Genomic DNA, 23,141 nt, shown 5'->3' on the forward strand with positions numbered 1-23,141 from the left:
AGTCTTTATTTAAATACAAATTGCATGCCCAGTTGAAGCGAGGCGCTATTGGTTTTTGCCAGATTAAAATAACCAATTAAATTATCTGCTGCAAGATATACATTGAAATACTTTAACTGCGTTGATACCATTAAACCAATATTTGTATAGGAAAAATCGTCTATAGTATAAGCAAGCCTCATTCTAAACCTGGAAGAGAATTTACGGTCATAGTAGGTTGAAAAAGCATATTTTAGGCCGCGGGGCCGTTTAATCCCGAAAAATTTAATTCCCAGTAAATTCGTGTGTCTTCTATTTACCTTTCTAAGATAACTGCAAGGGGCGTAAGATCGTCCAAAACCATATTCAAGCGCAGCATTTATCTTCCACGGCCGCCAGGTTATATAGTTTTCATTCAAAGTTTCATCGATAAGGTTTTTATCAACCTCATCTTCAAAAATATCCCAATACGGAATTGCATTACCTCCCGGAGCTACTTCAGGGAATAAAGGCTCTAACCCATCTGTACGGTAACTACCGTAATAAAGATAATTTTCCACATCCTGCTGCTGCCACATAAGCCCAATATCAAGGATGGAACCCGATGCAATTAAATTCTCATTGATAATATAAGTGGCACCCAGGTCAATTCCCGCCCCGGCATTTCCACCAAAAAAGGATCTTTTAAGAATATCTGCAGTTGCCTCCTGTACAGTAGTATTAGCATCTGTAGCAGTGGTATAACCCGAAGTATTTACCCTCAGGCTAATATTCTCTGCATAATGCCTGTAGTAGTTTGGCCCTTCAGGAGTATTTCTGGTTATAAACATCCCCCTGTTATTAATACTTTGTGCGTTAAATATTCCCGAGTATAATTTAACCCTCGCACCTATCGTAAGCTGCCGGTCAATAACTTTATTGAGGCCAAGATGATAAACCATTAAGGCATCACCTGTAAAGGAAATGTGAGAAAAATCGAAAGGAACATTTATATAGTCATTATTCCCCTCATTTACCAATATGGCAGGGTCCTTAGGAAAATATGAGAAAAAATCCAGCTCCTGGTAAATACCTGCACTTAAATAATGGTCTTTATTAAGCCGCCACCCCAGGCTTACAACCTCCAGCTGCTGGGTTGCAGTAAAATAATCCCTGCTGGTCAATCGGCGCATTGTGCGCGTTATACGCTCGTTTATATTGGTATTTGAGTCCTCAAAAATATCATGTACAGAAACACCGGTAGAACCTGCAGAAAAACTGAATTGGGAAAGCAAGGGCAAACCTACATGGCCATTAAAGTCAATACTGGCCCCGGGATTGGTCATAAGGGTTTGAGGCAGGCCGTCTACATTATATAATAGTTGCTTGTTCTGTGCCCGGGAACCAGAGAAGGTAAAAAGTAGTATGAGCAGGAAACAAGTGCGCATCCCTTAAAATTCAAATGAAAAAAGGCCCTTGGAAGCAAAACTAAGATCGCCTTCAAATTCCTGATCGCCGGGCAAAAGTTCCAGTTCCACTACCATTTTAATAGATCTTTTTATCACCTCGATCCTGTCATTTCCAATAAACTCGATATGTTCTGTAATGGCAGGGTTTCCAGGGCTACCTGCATTTATGATAAAATCTACATTATGCTGTACCCTGTTATTTTCTGAAAGAAAAGAAATTTTACTGGAAAATTCCCGCGGGAAAGTATTGCTATACCTAAAGCTAAATTCCACTTCTTCCAAATCCTTTTGAATATAATCATCGTCCAGGAATTCCAGTCTAACAGTATCTCTTATAGTATTTTTAAATTGGCCGGAGGAGCCATCAATAAAGTCTTTGGGCTCCACATCAAAAATTAAAAGATCTGCCTGTATTTTTGGTTTAAGAGAGATATCACCGGCCTGGTCCAGGTCCACATCCTTTACGCATGAGGAAACTCCCAGGACAAGGATTAACATCATTGCCGGCAAACAGCTTTTTAAAGAAAACATTTGGGGTTAAATTTCTTTTAAACAAACGAAGATATAAATTCTTTATTGCTATAAATAGATCTTCAGCTCATTTAACTTTTGAATACCAGCAGATTGGACTGGTTCCTTTTTTCCGTAATAATCAAAAAATATAGTTTTCATTCCCACACTATGTGCTCCAAGTATATCTGCTTCATAGTTATCCCCCACCATCACACTATTTTCTGGAAGGGCCATGGATTTTTTAAGTGCCTTCAGGAAGATATTCATATCAGGCTTCTTAACCCCGGCTTCTTCAGAAGTAGTAACCGTCTGGAAAAAGTCTGATATACCCGAATTGGTGAGTTTTGTATGCTGCACCTCTTCAAAACCATTGGTGATTATATGTAATTGATAATGGCCTTTTAAATAATCAAGTATTTCAAGTGTATCTTCAAGCAGATGGTTATAGGTGGGTAAGTATTTAATATAATTATTGGAAAGGTTATTGATGATTTGTGGTGCCACATCCAGTGACATACACTTAAAACAATCATTCAACCTGCCGGTGCGTAGATCTTCTTTCGAAATCTTATTATCCCTGTACAGTTTCCAGTAATTGTTATTAATTGGAACGTACGTCTCAAGAAACTGCGGCAAACTTATGTCCAGTTTCTCCTCTTTAAATATAGTTTCAAAGGTCAATGCAGAATTCCTGTCAAAGTCCCACAACGTATGGTCCAGGTCGAAATATATATGTTTAATATTATTTAATTTCATTTACTTGTTTTAATAAAGCGTAATAATAGGATTGATTGGAATATTCTGAAAAATCCCTGTTTTTAAAGATCCCCCGAAAGCTCCCATCCACTTGTTTAAGCTTTTTGATAATTCCTGCGATTTCACTTTGCACTTCTCCGGCTTCAAGATTGTGACAAACCTGTGAGTGAAAAACATAGGGATGAATAGTGAGTGGTGTAGTCACCTCCATATTGATATCATAAAACAGGAAAGGCTCACTACTGCCTGCCCGAAAGCCTATAGATTCCGGATAACCCATGGAATAGTCATTGGGAATTTCCAGTTCGGTAAGGTAACTGTAATGAATGGGCAACATAAGATTATACTTGGTATTAATCACATTTTGAAGGGGGCCGTGAATAATATTTTCAAGTCTTTTTTTCTCTTTTTTTAGCACCTCCTGTTCAGCTATTGCAAAATACCCAAGTCTAAGGCCGACTTTAGAATAGTCTGCCACATATTTTATTATAGAGCGGTAATTAAGCCTGTTATAATTAATGTTTTTATCATAAGCATTGTAATCGCTCAACTGGAACATAAAAACAATATCCAATTTATATTTTTTAATGTAGCTTATAAGGTCATCAAAAACATTATAGGGATCCTGTCTTAATCGAAGAAGCACCTTAAACCTGTCTGTAACCCTATAGAATTTTAGGTTGAACAGGTCTGATGCTGTACCTGCTATACTGCGAAGGAACCCCTTATTCTTAAAATTAAAGACATGGCTTACAGAAATTATTGTTTTAGTATGAAATGCCCTTTCCCTGAAGGCGATGTTATTGAATCTGGTTTCTAGAAGTGTTTTGAATTTATAGGTCCAAATTTCAACTACCGGCTGTTTATGAAAACCTCCTTTGTACGCAAGACTTTCTGAAGCAGGGAATCTTCCAAAATCATCCTTTACGTGAGGCAGGTATTCTTCATATCTTGATAACATAAAAAATGAAGCCGCGAAAATATCAAATGGCAGGTCACTATTTTCAGACACTGCAAAAAAACATTTTGTCTCTTCCCATGGCAGGACTTTAATTTCGGGATCACTTAGACCCTGTTCAAGTAATAATTCCACATTCTGAATAAAAAGTTCATTCCCAAGTCGTTTTTTCCCATAGGAAAACTTCAACCCCTGGTGCGCAATAAACTCTTCTATACGGGTGGTGAATTTTATTTCAAGACCAAGAATATGGGTACATATATGTTTAAATACATAAATGATTCGGGAAGTTACCTTGGGTGTATAGATCAATAGCATTTGTATCAATGTTTAAAGCATCCCTTCATCGGCAAAGCTAAAGTAGGATTTTTCAGTAACAATGATATGATCCAGTACTTTTATATCCAGACTTTCAGATGCGGTTTTCAATTTCCTGGTAAGCTGTTTATCTGCCTCGCTGGGATTAAGGTTACCGGAGGGATGGTTATGTGCCAGGATGAGGGAAACGGCACCCAATTCCAGGGCTTTTCTAAGAGTTATTCTCACATCTACAAGGGTTCCTGTGATTCCGCCTTTGCTTATTTGATATTGCTCCAAAATCTTGTTGGAGTTATTAAGGTACAAAATCCAGAATTCCTCGTGGGGAAGCTCTCCAATTATAGGCTGCAGCAGTTCAAAGACTGAGCTGCTTGAAGTGATTTTTATCCTTTCAAGGGCTTCCTCACTTCTTCTCCTGCGGCCCAATTCCATAGCTGCAATTATACTTATTGCCCGGGCCTCTCCTATCCCATTGAACTCCATAAGCTGTGCCATGGAAAGTTTTCCAAGAGTATTGAGGTTGTTGTTCACAGAGGCTAAGATCTTTTTGCTGAGATCTACCGCGCTTTGCTTTGGCGTACCAGAGCCTATAAGGATTGCAATCAATTCAGCATCTGTCAATGCCATTTTGCCCTTTTGCATCAATTTTTCACGGGGGCGGTCACCGGAAGCCCATTTTTTTATTGAAAATGCCTCCTTATTGTTTTTGTCCATCCAAAACCTTTTTGCTAAAGATAAAAAATGGAGGGGAATAATTTCTTATTCAGTAAAAATGATGGCTAGGAAATAAATTGTTTCACCTCCTCAAGATCAAGACTTTCAAAATTGCCACTGCTCATAAGTAACAGCACTGAGTTTTCATAGCTCCTTTTCTTCAAGAATGAACGAACATCTTCAGCTTTTGTCACCACAACCAGGTCCTCCCTGCCAAACGCCGTTCTAACCTGTTCTTCTGAAATTGGTGCCCTGCCCTTCATTTTAAGAGCTTCAGAAGAAAAGAAAACCAGGGCTTCATCGGCAGAATTTAATGCATCTTTATACTGATCTAAAAAAGCAGGATCCAAACTGCTGAAGGTATGAAGCTCGGCACAGGCTATTAATTTTTTATCGGGGTATTGTTCCCTTACAGCAAATGTGGAGGCTTTTACTTTGGAGGGACTATGGGCAAAATCCCTGTAAACAACCACATTTGAATTTTCAATAACCTTTTCAAGCCTTTTGGAAGCTCCTTTAAATGAGGCTATTGCTTCATAAAAATCATCTTCATCTACCCCCATATGCTGGCATATCCATTTTGCCCCTGCGAGGTTATTTAAATTATGTGCTCCAAAGATCTCAACCGGCATTTCTCCCTCAGGGGTATCCAAAACCGTTATACTATTTTCGACACTGTAAGAAGGTGTGGAATATGGATGCTTTCTTATTTGGTTGGTTGTACTCTCAACGATCTCCTTTAGATCCTCATCTTCCTCATTATACACAAGGGTCCCTCCTTTTACAAGGGAATCTACAAAAATCCTGAACTGCTCCAGGTAGATCTCGTAGGTAGGAAAACATTCATATGATCCCAGGCAATCCCGCTGAGCAGTGCTATATTTGGTTTATATAGATGAAATTTTGGTCTCCTGTCGATAGCAGATGTAAGATATTCATCTCCCTCCAGCAACATAAAATCTGTATCATTGGACAGGGACACCATATCCTCAAATCCTTCAAGTTGAGCGCCCACCATATAATCCACTTTAAGATCGTGATAATCGAGCACGTGAAGGATCATAGAGGTGATAGTGGTTTTCCCGTGAGACCCTCCAATAACGACCCTGGTCTTATTTTTAGCGTGTTCATAAAGAAATTCGGGATAGGAGAATATCTTGATGCCAAGTTCCTGTGCTTTTAACAGCTCCGGATTATTTTCCCTTGCATGCATTCCAAGGATCACAGCATCGAGGGAAGGAGAGATCTTTTCCGGAAACCAGCCCATTTCCTCAGGTAGCAGTTTAAATTTGGCCAATCTGGACAGCGATGGCTCATAAATTGAGTCATCGCTTCCGGTAATTGTATGGCCACTTTTATGAAGAGCAAGGGCAAGGTTGTGCATAGCACTACCGCCTATAGCGATAAAGTGAATATTCATATTTAGAAATTTATGCAAATATAAATATTATAACAGGAAAATAGCTGTGAAACAGGAAGTCTGGAGGAGCTAAATACTCTATTTAGGCGGCAAATTTCTATGACTTTCGCCGGTGATTATAATTAAAACTTATAGAAGGTAGGGTTTTTATCTTTTTTAACAGCTATTACTCTCATTATGAAGAAAGCAGGATTTAGATTTGTAAATTGGAATTTTTTGCACCGTTCACCGATGAAAAAGGTGATTTTAAAGATGGTTTAAGGTAAGATAAATGGGAATAATCTGCAGAATCAAAGTACATTATCGTAAGAAAGGCCTTAATTTTTAAGGGTTTTTTCCTACAAATTAACCAAACTTTAACCTAATCTAAAAGACTTGTTAAAAATTTGCCTAAAAACTCTGATATTGTTGAAAATTATTCCAATATTTGTGGGTGCCAAGAGCGGCATATTACTATAAATCTTATAATGTCAAATTTAACACCTAGCCTATGCAAAATTTTACTTTAGGAAAGAAGGGGATATCTATGCTCCTTTTTACCTTTATTTTATTAATTGGAAGCTTGCCCTCATATGGGCAGGAGAATTGCCCCACAGACGACGGTACTGCTTCCGAGCAAACCTTCTGTTATCTTCAAACAGTAGGAGATATTGCTACTGATGGTAATGCAATCTATCAAACCGCGGGAGCGAATGACACACAGCCAATTCCCGCATCGGAATTATTAACAAATGGTGCGACTTATTACGCAGGTTCCACATCAGGAAACTGTGACGCTAGAATACCAATCGCAGTTACTGTAAATAACGCCCCGCGCCCATCTAATACTATTACCAATAGTGTTGTTAGTGGATTCGAATTTACCACCTGTACTCCGGCCACTTTTAATTCTGATGACTTAGCAAATTTATTCGAGCCTCAAACGGATTATAGAATCGAGGTCTATGCCAGTGAGGAATCAACAGATCCACTAATTGACACCCCACTAAATGCCGGTGACAGCTATTTTGTTGGTCAGGTTCCAAACAGCAATGAAGATGCAGCCTCCAATATCTGCCCTTCATTTAGGGTAGCTGTAGGTTTTAACCCTAACCAAATTGAAGGTCCTGACGCAGAGACCAATCAGGCATTTTGTGAAAGTGCAACAGTTGCTGACCTTGTTGCAAATGGAACATATAACGATACTCAAGCAATTAGATGGTACAGATCACAAACTGCCAACTCTCCTTTGTCAAATGACACTCAACTAATTAATGGTCAATCTTATTTCGCTGCCCAGGTAGTGAATGAAAGAGGCAGCCCTCTACCTCCTTGTGAAACTTCAACTGGAGAAAGAACAGAAGTGATTGTTGAAATTCAAGAACCTCAGCAATTTGAAAACCCTGCAGCGGTAGAGATTTGCGAGGCAGATGTTCAGGAATTGTTCCCCAGTATAGATGAAATAAGAAAATACTATGTAGCTCTTCTACCGGAAGGTATGCCGACTAACGGAACTTTTAATCCTACCCCGTCACAACTTGCAACTCAATACCAAAATGATGAAGATGGTCTTGGTGACTTCTCAACAGTTTATACTGCGGGTGATGGCGAATGTGTTTCAACAGTAGAGTTAACAGTTACAATAGTTCCTCTTGAAGAGGCAAATGCAGGAACTATTGAACCTATAACGGTTGATTGTAATGATGAAGAAGTTGTTATCCTCGACGATTCTATTTTAAGTGAAGGTGCTACCCCGGGTGGAACATTTACCGGTGAAGGAATTAATGAAGATGGAAATTTTGATCCTACCCTTGTTGGACCAGGTGAATATACAATCACCTACTCAGTGGATGATTCTTTATTCTGTATAGTTGAAGGAACAAATGATTCTACCACCTTTACAATTACTGTAGAAGGACTGGAAGAACTTCCTGATACAATTGCAATGGAAATGTGTATTTTAGAAGTGCAGGAATTATTGGCAAATCCATTACAAGCTGAAGCTTTCTTCAATAATCTTCTAACTGAAAATGGAATTACCAATCTTGATGGCGATTTTGATGAAGAAGAAGCAGAAGATTTTGCATTAGAAATCTTAGCCTTTATTAATAGTAATCCAGAGACCTCAAGACCTTTTGGGCCTATTACTTATACTATCGCAAATGAATGTGGAGTAGAGTCCGTAGATATAACTCTTACTATTGAAACCACAGAAGCTCCTGAGATAAATCCTGCACCAGTTTGTGCAAGTACAACAGTCTTTGATCTTTTCACCCTTGTAGAAAGCGGTCAGACTGGAACCTTCACTTTTGAAGGTAATGAAATAGAAGATGGATTATTTGACGTTTCTCAAACAGGAGGATATGAAATTACTTTTACAGCAGCTGAAAGCACTGAAAGCTGTGTTGTAGGTTCAACAACCTTCACATTAACAGTAAGCGAAGGAGCCGTTGCAGAAAATCCTGCTCCGGTATTCGTTTGTGATGCAGATGTTCAAACACTTTTCCCAAGTGTTGATGAAATTAGAAAGTATTACATAGCCATCGCAAGGAATGCAGGTTTCCCTGGAAATGGGACTATAAGCCCAACCGGTTCAGAACTTGCAGATATCTATCAGGCGGATGAGGATGGTCTTGGTGATTTCACCACTACTTATACTTTTGGCGAAGGAGATTGTCAAACAACTGTAGACCTTACAGTAACTATCGTAGCAAATGCAGATGCAGGTGAAGATGGAATTGCTGAGTTAACTACTGAGGATGATGCCGTAAACCTTTTCGACTACCTGGAAGGCACTCCAATGGAAGGTGGAACCTGGAGCAACGAAACCGGAACTTTTGACCCGGCTACAGATGAGGAAGGAACTTTCACTTATACTGTGACAATTGGATCTTGTGAAGCCTCTGCTACAGTTACAGTTACCGTTGAAGACGAAACCGATCCAACTGACCCAACAGATCCAACTGACCCAACTGACCCAACAGATCCAGAAGTTGGTTGTGCCGGCCCTGATGTTAATGAAGTGATTTGTGAAGCTCAAGTGGCATACTATATTGCTAATCCAACAGAAGCTGCAGCATATTTTGACAGCCTTATTGGTTCTAATATAGATCAAACAGGAACTTTCACACCTTCTCTTGAATCTATAGTAGCGCAGTGGTTAGTGAATCCTGTTGGAACTTTCACTTCTACTTATACAGTAGATAACGATGATTGCGAAGATTCAGCAGATATTACTATAGTGGTAACTGCAGGTGACGAGATCGTTCGTGATCCTGTAAGCAGCATCATTTGTGAGTCTGATGTTCAGGCTCTTTTCCCAAGTAATGACGAGATAAGAAAGTACTACCTGAACCTGGTACCTGCAGGGATTGCAAGAACAGGAACATTTAGTCCTAATGCAGCTCAACTTGCTAGAATGTACCAGAATGACGAAGATGGTCTTGGTGATTTCACCACTACCTACACGGTTCAGGATGGCGAGTGTTCAGTAACTGTTGAAATTACTGCTACTATTGTTGCTGAAGAAGATGCAGCAACAGGCGAGATCGCAGATTTCGATGTGTGTGTTGGTGAAGGAACTATCAACCTTTACAATAGGTTAACAGATGATAACACCCCGGGCGGTTCTTTCTCTACAGAGAATGGAGTGCTTACCAATGGTTTATTCGATATTTCTGAACTTGGATCTTACGAGATCACTTATACAGTAAGCGAAGATGATACTGAAACTTGTTTAAGCGGAAGCGCTTCTACAACTTTTACAGTAACTGTTGGAGAAGGTGATCTGGATGCAGGTGAAGATAATTCGATCGAAGTTTGTAACTCACAAGTAAGAAACCTTAATGATACAGGTGTTAGAAACCTATACTTAGGTTTACTTGAGGAAGGTGTTTCTAGAAACGGAACTTTTGAACCAACTATCTCACAATTGATCAACCAATACAATATGGTAAGCAACTACGGTGACTTCACTACCATTTACACAATAGGTGAAGGTGACTGTGAGGATTCTGTAGAACTTACAGTAACAGTATTGGAAGCCAACGAGGCAGGTGAGGATATGGATCTTTTCTTCTGTTCAACAGAGACTTCAGTTAATCTATTTGACTACCTAAGCCCATTTGCCACTCAAAATGGAACTTTCGAAGGATATGAGGACGGGATTTTCAACCCATCTACAGCAGATGCAGAAACTGTGATCGTGTACGAAGTTGAAGATGACGAGTCTGAATGTTCTACAGGAAACTTCACTGCTACTTTCACAATTACAGTAAATGATCCTCAGGATGCAAATGCCGGTGGTGATGTAACTGCAGATTATTGTGCAGATGAGGATGAGAACATACAGCTTACAAGCCTTCTTGGTGAAGGAGCTCTTATGACAGGTTCTTTCAGCGCTCCTTATGCAAATGGTATTTTTAACCCATCTGTTGCCGGAGAAGGAGAGTACGTGATCACTTACTCTATCAATGGTGCAGAAGACTGTGCAATTGGAACAGACTCTGCTACAATCACAATCACTGTTGGAGGTTCAGTTTCTGAAGCACCGGTAGCCGACGCAGATCAATTCTTCTGCTTAAGTGAAAATGCTACTGTTGCAGATCTAGTTGCCACTGGTGACAATGTAGTATGGTATACAGATGCTGAGCTTACTACTGAGGCTGATGCAACTACCGTTCTGGTTAATGATGCAGTGTACTACGCGGTTAATACAACCGACGGAGCTTGTGCACCATCTGACGCAGTAATGGTTACTGTAACACTTGAAGATTCATTGGCTCCTACTCTACCTAACCTAGGAAATGAGTTCTGCCGCCAGGATAACCCAACAGTTCAGGATTTAATTGATAACCTTGAAGGACAAAATGTGCTTGTATATTCATCTTTAACAGGTGGAGAGCCACTTGCAGCTTCTGCTACACTTCAAAATGAAATGACGTACTATGCAACTGCAACAGACGAGTCCCTTTGTGAGAGCACAGAGCGTCTTCCGGTTAATGTGCGTGTGAAGTTCTGCGGAATTCCTGAGGCATTCTCTCCAAATGGAGATAACATCAACGACAGGTTTGTAATTCCTGACATTAGAAGAGACTATCCAAACTTTAATATTGAGATCTTCAATAGATGGGGTAATGTAGTCTTTAAAGGAAATGCATCTACTCCTGATTGGGATGGTGTTTCAAACCAATCTTCTACTTTAGGTGACAAAGTTCTGCCGGCCGGTGTGTACTTCTACATCTTAAATTATAACGACGGACAAACTTCCCCTGTTCAGGGTAAAGTATACTTAAGTAGATAATTAAAGGATAAACATAGAAAGAAATGAAAAACACAATTATTAAATATTTAATCTTTACAGGCATTATCCTTTTTTCTCTAAAAGGTATGTCCCAACAAGATCCACTATTCACTCAGTATATGTATAACATGAGTGTTATTAACCCTGCTTATGCTACAGATAATCCTGGAATGCTTAATATGGGTGGTATTTATAGATCTCAATGGGTAGGAATTGACGGTGCACCTCGCACCGCCAGTTTCTTCGCCCACACTCCCGTAAGTGAGCGTATAGAATTAGGTTTATCTATAGTTCACGACGAGATTGGTGATGTAGTAAAGGAGAATAACATCACAGCAGATTTTGCTTACGTTATTCCACTTGATGACAATAATAACAAGCTTTCCTTTGGTGTAAAAGGGGGACTTACAACATTCAATGCAGACCTTTCAAGGCTACAAACAAACCAGCCAAATGATCCTGCAATGCAAAATGTAAGTGAACTTTTCCCTGTATTTGGAGTTGGAGCTTTCTGGTTTGGAGAGAACCACTATTTAGGTTTATCTGCTCCCAACCTTTTTACTTCAAAACATCTTGAAAATGCCCAGGGCTTAAGAACTCTTGGAGAAGAGAACATTCACTATTTCCTTACAGGGGGGTATGTGTTTGACATCAATCCAGATTTTAAATTGAAGCCGGCCTTTATGGCCAGAGGCGTACAAGGTGCTCCTTTGAGCGTGGACATTACAGCCAACGTTTTAATGTTTAACCGTCTTGAAGCAGGTATTGGCTACAGGTTTGACGAGTCCGTAACAGGACTGGTGAACTTTGCAGTTACCCCTGGACTAAGAGTAGGATATGCTTATGATTATACCACCTCCAACCTTGGAAGGTATAATGATGGAACGCACGAATTCCTGTTATTATTCGATTTAGATTTATTCGGATTATCAAAAGGATATGACAAATCACCTAGATTCTTCTAAAAACCAGAGACAACATGAAAAAATTATATAGTTCAATATTAATTATCCTTATAAGCTTTTCAGGCTTTGCACAAAGCTCTGAGAAAAAAGGTGACCGTTTCTTTGCTCAAAGAGCATATGTAGACGCTGCTGAAGCTTATGAGAACGTTTCAAATAAGGACCAGAAAGTGCTTCAAAATTTAGGAGATGCATATTTCTACACGAACCAAATGGGAAATGCTGCAGAGGTTTATCGCACTCTTTTCCTAAGACACGAAGCTGAAACAGACCCACAGTATAAATTCAGGTTTGCTCACGCTTTAATGGCTACAGGACAAAATGACGATGCCAGTCAATACTTTACCGAGTACCACGGGACAGATTTCAATTTTGACGAATTCAGAAGAGAAATGGATACAACAGTATCTCATGTGTATACTACCAACCAAATCATGAACAATGCTGCATCTGCCGACTTTGGCATAGCATTCTACAATGACAAGGTGGTATTTGCATCTACCAGAAACCAGGAGCGACCAATTTATCCCTGGAATAAAAGACCAATGCTCGATCTTTATACAGCCGATATGGATGATGAAGGACAATTAAGCAATATTGTTCTTTTCCCGGGCGCCATTAACTCCGACACTCATGAGAGCTCTGCTACTTTTAGCCAGGACGGTATGACCATGTTCTTTGACCGTACCAATGACAAAAGGGTAAAGGATGAAAATGATGAGCGCGTTGCTCACATAAGTATTTATCGTGCAGAAAATGTTAATGGTAACTGGACAAATATTCAAAGAGTTCCTTTTTCAAGTGACGAATATTCTACAGAACACCCAAGCTTAAGCCCAGATGGAACTCAGCTTTATTTTGCAAGTGATATGCCTGGATCTGTTGGTTCATTTGACATCTATGTTGTAGATGTGAATGAGGATGGCACATTTGGCACCCCACGTAACCTTGGTTCAAATGTGAACACAGCGCACAGAGAGCAGTTCCCTTTTATTAGTGGAGACGGCACCTTATACTTTTCGTCAAACGGTCATCCGGGATTTGGAAATATGGATATCTACAGCACAGAAGGTGACTTTAGTGAAGTAAGAAATCTTGGAACTTCAATAAACAGTGCTTTTGATGATTTCGCTTATGCAATTCGTGATGGTGAAGAAGAAGGTTTCTTTGCTTCAAACAGAAGAGGAACAGACAATCTTTATACTTTCACCAGAGAGGACTACACTCCTCCGGTTGTTGAGATAGAAGAGAGAGAAACTAATCCTGAAACAGGAAGACAGCAACTTAGAGACGTAGGTAACATTTACTTTGATTTTGACAAGTCAACTATTAAAGAAGAATCTAAACCTACTCTTAATAAAGTAGCCGATATTATGAAGAAGTACCCAAGCCTTGAGATCGAGATTGGTTCTCATGCCGATGCAAGAGGATCTGACAGGTACAACATGGCACTTTCTGAAAGACGTGCAGCTTCAACTCTTGAATACCTTGTTAGCCAGGGCATCGAAAGAGAAAGATTAACCTCTAAAGGTTATGGTGAGTCAATGCCACTTAACGATTGTACACAACCTACTGGATGTACCAGCGAGCAATACGCAAGGAACAGACGTAGTGAGTTCACAATTATGAATTAAAGTTGCAACTAACTAACCAACCAAAGAGAATGCCCCGGGAGACCGGGGCATTCTTATTTATAAGAAGTTTGAACTTTCATTCATCTGAAATCAAAGACAGCTTTAGGCTTATAGTTTAAAATCATTTGAACATAACCCATCCCTTCTAATAAAAAAAGAAAACCTGTAAAAGAATGGGGAGCAATATATTAATGTCCTTATTAGAACATACAAGGTCTATGAAGTTAGACCTGTTTTACTAAGAGTTGCAATTTCAACTCGCCTTGAGATTAGCTGTAGATTTGAAATGTAATTAGGTTATTTTTTGCCAGCCTAAACCAGGTGCCTATTTCAAGTGTTAGGAATTATTAACTGTAAATTAAAATCGAAAATCGTAGAAGTACTGGCAATTTATTTTAAAAGATAGGAATGGTCTGAAAAATTCAATGTTCGGGAGGCTATGTCATCCCATAACAAGCACATCTCTTAACCTCATCCAACTATTTCAACCCAGGTTATAAAACCAACATCATTTCTTAGGAGGGTATCCGGCCAGGGCTTTGTCGATCATGGTCCTAAGTTGTCTTTCGCGCTTTTCAGGTGAGGCATCACGATCAAATTTGTAATCTACTACTGCCTGCCATATAAGTGCATCCTCCTGCACATCGATGAAATCAATGGTAAGTTGTAAAAAAGTATCGGGGCCACCAAGAGGAATTCCGCCGGAGACACCTATGCCCATATTACGGCCGGTACCTCCTACTCCAACCCCAACACTGCTTCGGCTCTCGGATTCATATTCAGTAGAATAAAAGTTTACATAGATCTGCGGATTTTCAGCAGTTGTAAAACCTTTCCCGGCCAGCTTTTCATTAAGAATATTTATAATGCGCTTATCATCCAGCTGGTTTAAGCCTGTTACAAGGTCTGGATAAATCTGGTAGGTTGTTATACCGGAGAATTCCCTTTTTTCATCATAATCATATACTGCCCGGGGAGAACTACATGAAGTGAAGATTGCCAGTAAAAAAATATATTTAAAGAGCCTCATAAGGTGATTTTTATTTTAAAGTTACATAAAAATCAAACCCCGAAATAGCTGATTAACAAGAATTAAACAGCCTGTTTATTTAGCATTTCCCATAGTTTATCCTTTAACTCAACCAGGCCCTGCTGTGCCACGGCCGATATAAATAGATAAGGAGCATTTAAATTACCATCGAGCTCTGCTTTCAACTCAGCCTTGAGTTCCTCATCAAGCATATCACTCTTCGAGATAGCGATCAATCGGTCTTTATCCAGCATTTCAGGATTATAACGTCGCAGCTCATCAAGGAGTATTTCGTACTGCTTAACAATATCCCTGGCGTCTGCAGGGATAAGGAATAGTAATGTAGAATTCCGCTCAATATGCCTTAGAAATCTATGTCCAATACCTTTTCCCTCTGCCGCACCTTCAATAATACCGGGGATATCTGCCACAACAAAGGTTTGGTAATCCCTGTACTCCACAATACCCAGGTTGGGTTTAAGGGTGGTAAATTCGTAATCGGCTATCTTGGGTTTTGCTGCCGTAATAACAGAAAGTAAGGTAGATTTACCGGCATTTGGAAAGCCTACGAGGCCAACATCGGCAAGGATCTTAAGCTCCAGTGTAATATCCTTCTCCTCCCCTTCCAGCCCGGGTTGGGCATATCGCGGGGTTTGGTTTTTTGAGGATTTGAAATGGCTGTTACCAAGACCACCTTTACCACCTTCGGCCACGATGATCTCCTGCCCGTCTTCTGTTATTTCATGCAGTATTTCCTGGGTTTCGGTATCTCTTAACACAGTGCCCAGCGGAACTTCAATATACTGGTCTTGCCCATCTGCCCCCGTGCTGGTCTGTTTTCCACCACTTGACCCATGTTCAGCCCTTATGTGGCGTTTGAATTTAAGATGAAACAGGGTCCAAAGATTTTTATTCCCCTTTAATACTACATGACCTCCACGGCCTCCATCTCCACCATCTGGGCCACCTTTGGCCACATATTTTTCACGTCTAAGGTGAGCAGATCCCTGTCCCCCTTTACCGGAAGCTACATGTATTTTTACGTAATCAACAAAATTCCCTTCAGTCATCTTTCTTTTTTTAAGGCTTCACCTATTTAGAGACACCTCTTTTTATTGCTGTAAAGAGTCAATTACAGCACTTATTCTTGCGGTGATCTCCTCAATAGATCCTACCCCGTCAACTCCAAAATATTTATTTTTTTTCAGGTAATATTCCTTAAGGATCGCTGTTTCCTCATAGTATACTTTGATCCTGTTGCTTATTATAGCTTCATCTGCATCATCTGTCCTGCCAGATGTTTTACCCCTTTCCAGCAATCTGTCTATCAAAATTCTGTCCTCGACCTCCAATGCTATCATAGCAGAAACTTCTGTCCCTTTCTTTTCCAGCAGGATAGCTAGAGCATCTGCCTGGGCTTCTGTCCTGGGGAAACCATCGAAAATAAAACCTTTGGCATTTGGATTTTTGTCCACTTCTGCCTCCAGCATATTAATGGTTACCTCATCCGGGACCAGTTGTCCCTTATCCATATATGACTTGGCATTCATACCAAGATCTGTTTCATTTTTAATATTGTATCTAAAGACATCTCCTGTTGAGATATGAACGAGGTCATATTTATCCTTTAGAACATTTGCCTGGGTTCCCTTACCGGCTCCCGGAGGTCCAAACAGCACCAAATTTGTCATGGTTTATTTTTTAAGTTTATATACCTGGGTAAGATTACGGCCCAATCCATCATAGTCCAGGCCATATCCAACAATAAAATAATTCGGGATCTCTATTCCTATATAGTCAATTGACAGTTCCTTTTTATAAGCTTCCGGCTTATAGAAAAGGGTCGCGATCCTGTAACCGGAAACTTTCTTTTCCCTTAGGATCCTGTCGATCTCAACAAGTGTGTTCCCCGTGTCAATTATATCTTCTATTACAATCACTTCCCTGCCTTCCAGCTCCTGGGTAAGGCCCAGCAAAGTTTGCACCTTTCCGGTAGTAGTTGTTCCTTCATAAGAACCCAGTTTCACAAAACTCACCTCACAAGCCCCCGGAAATCTTTTTATAATTTCTGAAGCAACTAAAAATGCACCGTTTAGGATTCCCAGGAAAATTGGTGTTTTCTCCTCATAATCCCTGTTTATTTGTACAGATAGTTCCTCAATAGCTGTAGTTATGGTTTCTTCTGAAATATAAGGGACGAATTCTAAATCGTGTAACTGGATCAAAGCAGATTATTTTAAAGGATCAAAGATAAGGATTCTAAACAATTCAAGCAGGTAAGTATTTAACCGATTTATAGAGGAATACTTCGACAATCCATCTTAAAAAATTATTTTTGCTGAAACTCGATATTCGTATGGTTCATTACTTTTCATCCAATTTTAAATTAGGCATTCTCGGTGGAGGCCAGCTTGGTAAAATGTTACTTTATGAAACCCGTAAATTTGACATCTCCACGGTTGTTCTGGATCCGAGCCCACAAGCTCCTGCAAAACTGGCAGCAAATACCTTTCGCGAAGGAGATTTAATGGATTATAATACTGTATTGGCTTTGGGAAGGGAGGTAGACCTGCTTACCTTTGAAATTGAAGCTGTGAACGTGGAAGCCCTTAAGCAACTTGAAAAAGAAGGAAAAAAAGTTTATCCATCCTACCAAACCCTGGAAAAGATCCAGGACAAAGCCGTACAAAAACAATTTTTTGAAGATCACGGTATCCCAACCTCGCCATTCAAAATATTTTCCACAAAAAAAGAATTTGAAGCAGCTGTTGAAAAGGGTGATATAAGCTTACCCATAGTTTGGAAGAGTGCAACCGGTGGCTATGACGGCAGGGGGGTAAGTATTCTCAAATCCCAAGATCAATTAAAAGAATTACCAGAGGGAAAATGTATTGCAGAAAACCTCGTACCTTTTAAAAATGAATTGGCGGTTATCGTTGCCAGGTCTCCAAAAGGTGAAGTTAAATCCTACCCGGTAGTTGAAATGGAATTCCATCCTACAGCAAACCAGGTAGAATATGTACTTTGTCCAGCCAGAATTGATGATGAAGTTGCTGCCAAGGCCCGGAAATTAGCAGAAAAAGTCTCACAAGCCTTTGAACATGTAGGACTGCTGGCAGTCGAGATGTTCCAAACAAAGGACGATGAGATCCTTATAAATGAAGTTGCCCCCCGTCCACACAACAGCGGACATTATAGCATTGAAGCAAGTTATACCAACCAGTTTGAACAGCATTTACGTGCTATCCTGGACTTGCCACTTGGGGAGACCAAAAGCAAAACCGGAGCTATCATGGTAAACCTGGCCGGTGAAGAAGGACATACAGGCCCCGTTACTTATAAGAACATTGAAGAAATAATGAAATTGCCCGGAGTGACCCCGCATGTTTATGGAAAAAAAGAAACCCGTCCATTCAGAAAAATGGGCCATGTTACTATTATCCACGAGGACCTGGCAAAAGCAAGGGAAATTGCAGGCAGGGTAAAGGAAAGTATAAAAGTTATAAGTGAATAAACAGCATCAAGGATAAAGCGGACGTATAAAATATTAAAAAATGAGTAAAGTAGCAGTAATCATGGGAAGCACAAGTGATCTTCCCGTCATGCAGGAAGCCATTGATATCCTGAAAGGATTTGATATAGAAGTTGAAGTAGATATTGTCTCTGCACACCGCACCCCTGAAAAACTTTTTGAATTTGGCAAAAATGCACATACCCGGGGCATAAATGTCATAGTTGCCGGAGCAGGCGGGGCAGCCCACCTGCCGGGCATGGTAGCCTCCCTTTCTCCCCTGCCGGTGATTGGCGTACCTGTTAAATCAAGCAACTCAATAGATGGCTGGGATTCTGTTCTTTCAATTCTCCAAATGCCGGGTGGGGTCCCTGTTGCCACAGTTGCCTTAAATGGCGCCAAAAATGCAGGAATTCTCGCCGCTCAAATTATTGCGGCTACAGATAAGTGTATGCTTGATAAGATCCTGGCCTATAAAGAAGGCCTTAAAATGAAAGTGATAGAAGGAGCTAAAAGTCTGGAGAATTCCTAAATTTAGAATAAAAAAAGGCCACGCAAGCGTGGCCGGGAGTAGTACTTTTTGCCAGAATTATAATTTATTAACCATTCTAAATATATTAATCTAAACCAATAGTAACTACTTATCGTTAACTTTTTGTTATCATAATTAATGCCGAAATATACATTAAAAATTGGAAATAAAGGTCAAAGTCAAGTAAAAAACGTCTAACTGCACACCTTTTCCTACAAAATCTAAAAATTTTCAAAATAAATTTATGAATCCACTTTTGCAAGATTTCAAATATGCCCCCTTCTCAAAAATCAAAAATGAACATTTTAAGCCGGCCATACTGGAGTCTGTAAAATTGGCAAAAGCTGAAATTGAGGCTATTGCCAACTCCAACGAGGAACCCACATTTGAGAATACGATCGTAGCCCTGGATTTTTCAGGAAGGCAACTCGATTTGGTAACGAGTATTTTTTTCAACCTCAACTCTGCCGAAACGAATGACGAAATTCAAAAAATAGCCCAGGAAATTTCCCCGGTGTTATCAGAATTCAGGAACGACGTAATCCTCAACAGGGAGTTGTTCCTTCGGGTTAAAAGAGTTTTTAAGAACAGGAACAACCTGGAACTTACCCGGGAGCAACAAACCCTTCTGGAAAAGAAATACAAATCCTTTGCCCGCAACGGCGCCAACCTTCCGCAGGAAAAACAGCAGGAATTAAGGGAAATTGACAAGCAGTTATCTACCTTAAGCTTAAAGTTTGGTGAAAATGTCCTGGCTGAAACTAATAGGTTTGAGCTGCATATAACAGCCACCGAAGACCTAACAGGTTTACCACAGGCAGTTATCGATGAAGCACGGGAAGTTGCTTCTTTTAAACAAAAAGAAGGCTGGATCTTCACCATGGAATATCCAAGTTATCTTCCATTTATGAAATATGCAGCAAACCGGGAGCTAAGGAAAAAAATGGCCTTGGCTTTTGGTTCAAAAGGATTTCACAATGATGAGCTTGATAACCGGGAAAATGTTCTTAAGATTTCTTCCCTGCGTCATAAAAGGGCTAACCTGCTGGGTTATTCCACACACGCTGCCTTTGTACTGGAGGAACGTATGGCAGAGAGTCCCGAGAAGGTAGAGGCTTTTCTGGCCGATCTCCTGGAGAAGGCAAAACCTGCTGCAAGGAAAGAATTTGAAGAATTGCAAGAATTTGCCCGGGAACTGGACGGGATTGATCAGTTGGAAAAATGGGATGCTGCCTATTATGCTGAAAAACTAAAGCAAAAACTTTTTGATCTTGATGATGAAAAACTAAAACCTTACTTTCCACTGGAGCAGGTTATAGACGGGGTTCTTAAAATTTCAAAAAAATTATATGATCTTGAATTTTCCAGGGTAGATACTATAGATGTTTATCACCCAGATGTTACCACTTATAAGGTTACCAACGGTGAAGGCAGAGATATAGCATTATTCTATGCCGATTTCCATCCACGACCCGGGAAGCGGGATGGTGCCTGGATGACCGTTTACCGCCCACAGCAGGTTAGGAATGGGGAAAATGAAAGACCCCACATCTCGATTGTTTGCAACTTTACCAAGCCTTCAAAGAATACCCCGGCCCTTCTCACCTTCAATGAAGTGACAACCTTATTTCATGAATTTGGGCACGCCCTGCATGGGATGCTGGCCAATACTACTTACCCCGGACTTTCCGGCACCAGTGTATATTGGGATTTTGTAGAACTCCCAAGTCAGGTGTTGGAGAACTGGTGTTATGAGCAGGAGGCTCTGGAGCTTTTTGCCAAGCATTATGAAACAGGTGACGTAATTCCCGGGGACCTTATTCAAAAAATAAAGGATGCCTCCAATTTCCAGGAAGGTATGGCTACCGTGAGACAAATTAGTTTTGGACTCCTGGATATGAGCTGGCACGCGATTGATCCTGAAGAAATAAAAGATGTAAAATCACACGAAGATGAGGCTTTTGAGCCAACAAGGCTGTTCCCCGATGTAAAGGAGAATTGCATGAGTACTTCTTTCTCCCATATTTTCCAGGGTGGATATTCTGCGGGATATTATTCCTATAAATGGGCAGAGGTATTGGATGCAGATGCTTTCGAATATTTCAAACAGGAAGGGATCTTTAGCCGGGAAGTCGCTCAAAAATTTAAAGACAATATCCTTTCCCGTGGAGGGACAGAGCATCCAATGGAACTCTATAAAAAATTTAGAGGCAAAGAGCCCCAGCCCGATGCTCTGTTAAGAAGAGCGGGATTGATAGAGGAAACCCCTGAATTTTAAAAAGCCGGTGCATTATTATAAAAGAAGGCATAAAAGAAGATATTTTGTGCCTTCTTTTCTTATTTTTGGATATATTCCATAGACAAATGGCAACAAACCTTATTGACCCCACCAAGTGGGTGGATAAATATTCAGATTACCTGTTCAATTACACTATTGTAAGGGTGAATGACAGGGAACTGGCAAATGACCTCATCTCAGAGACATTTCTTGCCGGGCTCAAATCTATGAAAAATTTTAAAGGAGAAGCGACAGAACGTACCTGGTTAATTTCCATTTTGAAACGTAAGATCATAGATCATTACAGAAGAATAAATTCCAATAAGGGTAAAGCTGAAGTAAGGATCAATTACAGCGATGAATCCAATGAAGGAGACTGGCTGGAAGAACAGGCGCCAGACAGGTTTGATATGACTGCTGAAGATATAATGGAAAACGAGGAACTTGGAACTGCTATCCTGGATTGTATGAATACGTTGAATGAAAAACAGGCAAAGATCTTCAAAATGAAAACGATTGAAGGTTTTGATACCGAAGCCATATGTAATGAGTTTAATATCACTCCGTCTAACCTGTGGGTGATCATTCACAGGGCACGGGTATCGCTTGCTGAATGTTTAGAAAAAAACTGGTTTTAAAAATGAGTATATTTAAATCGTTATTTGTAGATTGTTCAGAAGCTGCACATTGCTGTGACAAAGTACAATATGAAGAGGCTTCCTTCTTTGAGAAGTTAAAGATCCACCTGCATCTTATCATTTGCAAACCGTGCAAGAAATACTCCAACAATAATATCAAACTCACCTCTCTTATCAAGAAGGCCGACCTTAAAACCTGTACCGAGGAAGAAAAGAAAGCCTGGAAAGAAAAGATCGAAAAGGAGATCTCTAAAAAAGAATCTTAGCAAAAAACAAGCTAAGAAACCATCCAATAGGCACAGCTTCTACCCAAAAAGAGGCGTAATATTTAGATTGGCGAATCACAGCATTTTTTAGCGAGAAGAACGTTAAGATAGTCAATAAAAATAAAGCTGTAACAGAGGCCAAATCTGTTGACTGCTTTAAAAATTCCAATATAAAAAATAATAGGATCAAGAGGTAACCCACCTGTCGTGTGCGCCGCACCCCCAGGATTTGAGGGATTGTCCCCAATTGCGCCATATCATACTTGAGATCCCGTATTTCAAAAGGCAGGACAAGGGCGATCACTATGAGAAAGCGCTGCAAAAAGCTAATTAGCACATCCCATTGAAAAATTCCCATTTCAGTATTGAGGGGCATTAAAACAGTCACCCCGGAGACTACAAAGGCGATAACATAGATTTTCACACCTGGCAGCGCCCTTAGATTCCTGTTTTCATTAAAAACAGGCAGGGCATAGAGCAATGTAAATAACCCCATGACCGCCGCCAATATCAGTACATTAATCGGTAGGAAAAATGCGGAAATGATCAAACCAACAAATATAAAAAGGGAAAAGACCTGTATCATTCTTATATCACCGGCAAGGCTAAAGTGATGCAGCCTGGCAATACCCGCATATTTTATAAAGTTATAACCGGTAACCGAGGCAAAAAAAATAAAGAGAAGCAGGGGTAGATCAAATGGAATTCTAAAATTTAAACATGTCACTGCCGCCAATGCTACAATGGCTAAAGAAAGATGAATACTACTGTTTATATAAAAGTCCAGTGACTTTTTCCAAAGGCTCATAAAAATGGAATCCGGTCTAAATAGAAAGTACTTGAAAAGGCTCGAAATCTTAACATCCCTAAGTTCTTAAATTGTAAAAAATTACGTTTAAAATA

18 protein-coding genes and 1 pseudogene are annotated in these 23,141 nt (G+C 40.0%); 8 read left to right on the top strand and 11 right to left on the bottom strand.

Annotated elements, in window-relative coordinates; all coding sequences use genetic code 11:
- Positions 1 to 5: 5 nt before the first annotated feature.
- The 6 genes and pseudogenes from FHG64_RS07175 to FHG64_RS07200 all read right to left on the bottom strand — a co-directional run bounded on the left by FHG64_RS07175 (position 6) and on the right by FHG64_RS07200 (position 6,106).
- Positions 6 to 1,406 carry a DUF5723 family protein gene (locus FHG64_RS07175; protein WP_139065772.1) on the bottom strand — a complete coding sequence of 467 codons (1,401 nt, stop codon included), beginning with the start codon at positions 1,404 to 1,406 and terminating at the stop codon, positions 6 to 8.
- Between the two features lie 3 nt (positions 1,407 to 1,409).
- Positions 1,410 to 1,928, bottom strand: coding sequence for a hypothetical protein (locus tag FHG64_RS07180; RefSeq protein WP_246054325.1), 519 nt, complete (start codon positions 1,926 to 1,928; stop codon positions 1,410 to 1,412).
- Positions 1,929 to 2,006: 78 nt separating this feature from the next.
- Complete coding sequence (locus FHG64_RS07185) at positions 2,007 to 2,696, bottom strand: YjjG family noncanonical pyrimidine nucleotidase (RefSeq protein ID WP_139065774.1); 690 nt, start codon at positions 2,694 to 2,696, stop codon at positions 2,007 to 2,009.
- Complete coding sequence (locus FHG64_RS07190; RefSeq protein WP_139065775.1) at positions 2,683 to 3,972, bottom strand: polysaccharide deacetylase family protein; 1,290 nt, start codon at positions 3,970 to 3,972, stop codon at positions 2,683 to 2,685. The genes FHG64_RS07185 and FHG64_RS07190 overlap by 14 nt, the downstream gene beginning before the upstream one ends.
- A gap of 12 nt (positions 3,973 to 3,984) precedes the next feature.
- A complete protein-coding gene (gene radC / locus FHG64_RS07195) occupies positions 3,985 to 4,686 on the bottom strand; it encodes a RadC family protein (RefSeq protein ID WP_139065776.1) in 702 nt (233 codons plus the stop codon).
- A gap of 65 nt (positions 4,687 to 4,751) precedes the next feature.
- Positions 4,752 to 6,106: pseudogene (locus FHG64_RS07200) on the bottom strand (UDP-N-acetylmuramate--L-alanine ligase).
- 490 nt (positions 6,107 to 6,596) lie between these two features.
- Between FHG64_RS07200 and FHG64_RS07205 the strand changes: the two are divergent.
- The 3 genes from FHG64_RS07205 to FHG64_RS07215 are packed head-to-tail and all read left to right on the top strand — an operon-like array spanning position 6,597 to position 13,983.
- Complete coding sequence (locus tag FHG64_RS07205) at positions 6,597 to 11,387, top strand: gliding motility-associated C-terminal domain-containing protein (protein WP_139065777.1); 4,791 nt, start codon at positions 6,597 to 6,599, stop codon at positions 11,385 to 11,387.
- Between the two features lie 23 nt (positions 11,388 to 11,410).
- Positions 11,411 to 12,352 (top strand): PorP/SprF family type IX secretion system membrane protein, encoded by a 942-nt coding sequence (locus FHG64_RS07210; RefSeq protein WP_139065778.1) that lies wholly within the window; start codon positions 11,411 to 11,413, stop codon positions 12,350 to 12,352.
- Positions 12,353 to 12,366: 14 nt separating this feature from the next.
- Complete coding sequence (locus FHG64_RS07215) at positions 12,367 to 13,983, top strand: OmpA family protein (protein WP_139065779.1); 1,617 nt, start codon at positions 12,367 to 12,369, stop codon at positions 13,981 to 13,983.
- A 508-nt stretch (positions 13,984 to 14,491) separates the two neighbouring features.
- On the opposite strand, the gene FHG64_RS07220 is transcribed toward FHG64_RS07215, so the two are convergent.
- The 4 genes from FHG64_RS07220 to FHG64_RS19575 form a co-directional block, all read right to left on the bottom strand.
- Positions 14,492 to 15,013 (bottom strand): DUF4136 domain-containing protein, encoded by a 522-nt coding sequence (locus tag FHG64_RS07220; RefSeq protein ID WP_139065780.1) that lies wholly within the window; start codon positions 15,011 to 15,013, stop codon positions 14,492 to 14,494.
- A gap of 62 nt (positions 15,014 to 15,075) precedes the next feature.
- Positions 15,076 to 16,083: a GTPase ObgE gene (gene obgE, locus FHG64_RS07225; RefSeq protein WP_139065781.1), complete on the bottom strand. Its 1,008-nt coding sequence runs from the start codon at positions 16,081 to 16,083 to the stop codon at positions 15,076 to 15,078.
- 42 nt (positions 16,084 to 16,125) lie between these two features.
- Positions 16,126 to 16,704 carry an adenylate kinase gene (locus FHG64_RS19570; protein WP_139065782.1) on the bottom strand — a complete coding sequence of 193 codons (579 nt, stop codon included), beginning with the start codon at positions 16,702 to 16,704 and terminating at the stop codon, positions 16,126 to 16,128.
- 3 nt (positions 16,705 to 16,707) lie between these two features.
- Positions 16,708 to 17,238 (bottom strand): phosphoribosyltransferase, encoded by a 531-nt coding sequence (locus FHG64_RS19575; RefSeq protein WP_139065783.1) that lies wholly within the window; start codon positions 17,236 to 17,238, stop codon positions 16,708 to 16,710.
- 131 nt (positions 17,239 to 17,369) lie between these two features.
- Between FHG64_RS19575 and FHG64_RS07240 the strand changes: the two genes are divergently transcribed.
- The 5 genes from FHG64_RS07240 (at position 17,370) to FHG64_RS07260 (ending at position 22,238) form a co-directional block, all read left to right on the top strand.
- Positions 17,370 to 18,527 carry a 5-(carboxyamino)imidazole ribonucleotide synthase gene (locus tag FHG64_RS07240; protein ID WP_139067917.1) on the top strand — a complete coding sequence of 386 codons (1,158 nt, stop codon included), beginning with the start codon at positions 17,370 to 17,372 and terminating at the stop codon, positions 18,525 to 18,527.
- A gap of 40 nt (positions 18,528 to 18,567) precedes the next feature.
- Complete coding sequence (gene purE, locus FHG64_RS07245) at positions 18,568 to 19,056, top strand: 5-(carboxyamino)imidazole ribonucleotide mutase (protein WP_139065784.1); 489 nt, start codon at positions 18,568 to 18,570, stop codon at positions 19,054 to 19,056.
- Between the two features lie 244 nt (positions 19,057 to 19,300).
- Positions 19,301 to 21,334 carry a M3 family metallopeptidase gene (locus tag FHG64_RS07250; RefSeq protein WP_139065785.1) on the top strand — a complete coding sequence of 678 codons (2,034 nt, stop codon included), beginning with the start codon at positions 19,301 to 19,303 and terminating at the stop codon, positions 21,332 to 21,334.
- Between the two features lie 86 nt (positions 21,335 to 21,420).
- Positions 21,421 to 21,972: a sigma-70 family RNA polymerase sigma factor gene (locus FHG64_RS07255; protein WP_139065786.1), complete on the top strand. Its 552-nt coding sequence runs from the start codon at positions 21,421 to 21,423 to the stop codon at positions 21,970 to 21,972.
- Between the two features lie 2 nt (positions 21,973 to 21,974).
- On the top strand, positions 21,975 to 22,238 hold the full coding sequence (locus FHG64_RS07260; protein WP_246054326.1) for a hypothetical protein: 264 nt from the start codon (positions 21,975 to 21,977) through the stop codon (positions 22,236 to 22,238).
- Here the strand turns inward: FHG64_RS07260 and FHG64_RS07265 are convergent.
- Positions 22,222 to 23,046 carry a UbiA prenyltransferase family protein gene (locus FHG64_RS07265; protein ID WP_139065788.1) on the bottom strand — a complete coding sequence of 275 codons (825 nt, stop codon included), beginning with the start codon at positions 23,044 to 23,046 and terminating at the stop codon, positions 22,222 to 22,224. The genes FHG64_RS07260 and FHG64_RS07265 overlap by 17 nt on opposite strands.
- Between the last annotated feature and the right edge of the window lie 95 nt (positions 23,047 to 23,141).

Source organism: Antarcticibacterium flavum, from assembly GCF_006159205.1.
Classification (GTDB): Bacteria; Bacteroidota; Bacteroidia; order Flavobacteriales; family Flavobacteriaceae; genus Gillisia; species Gillisia flava.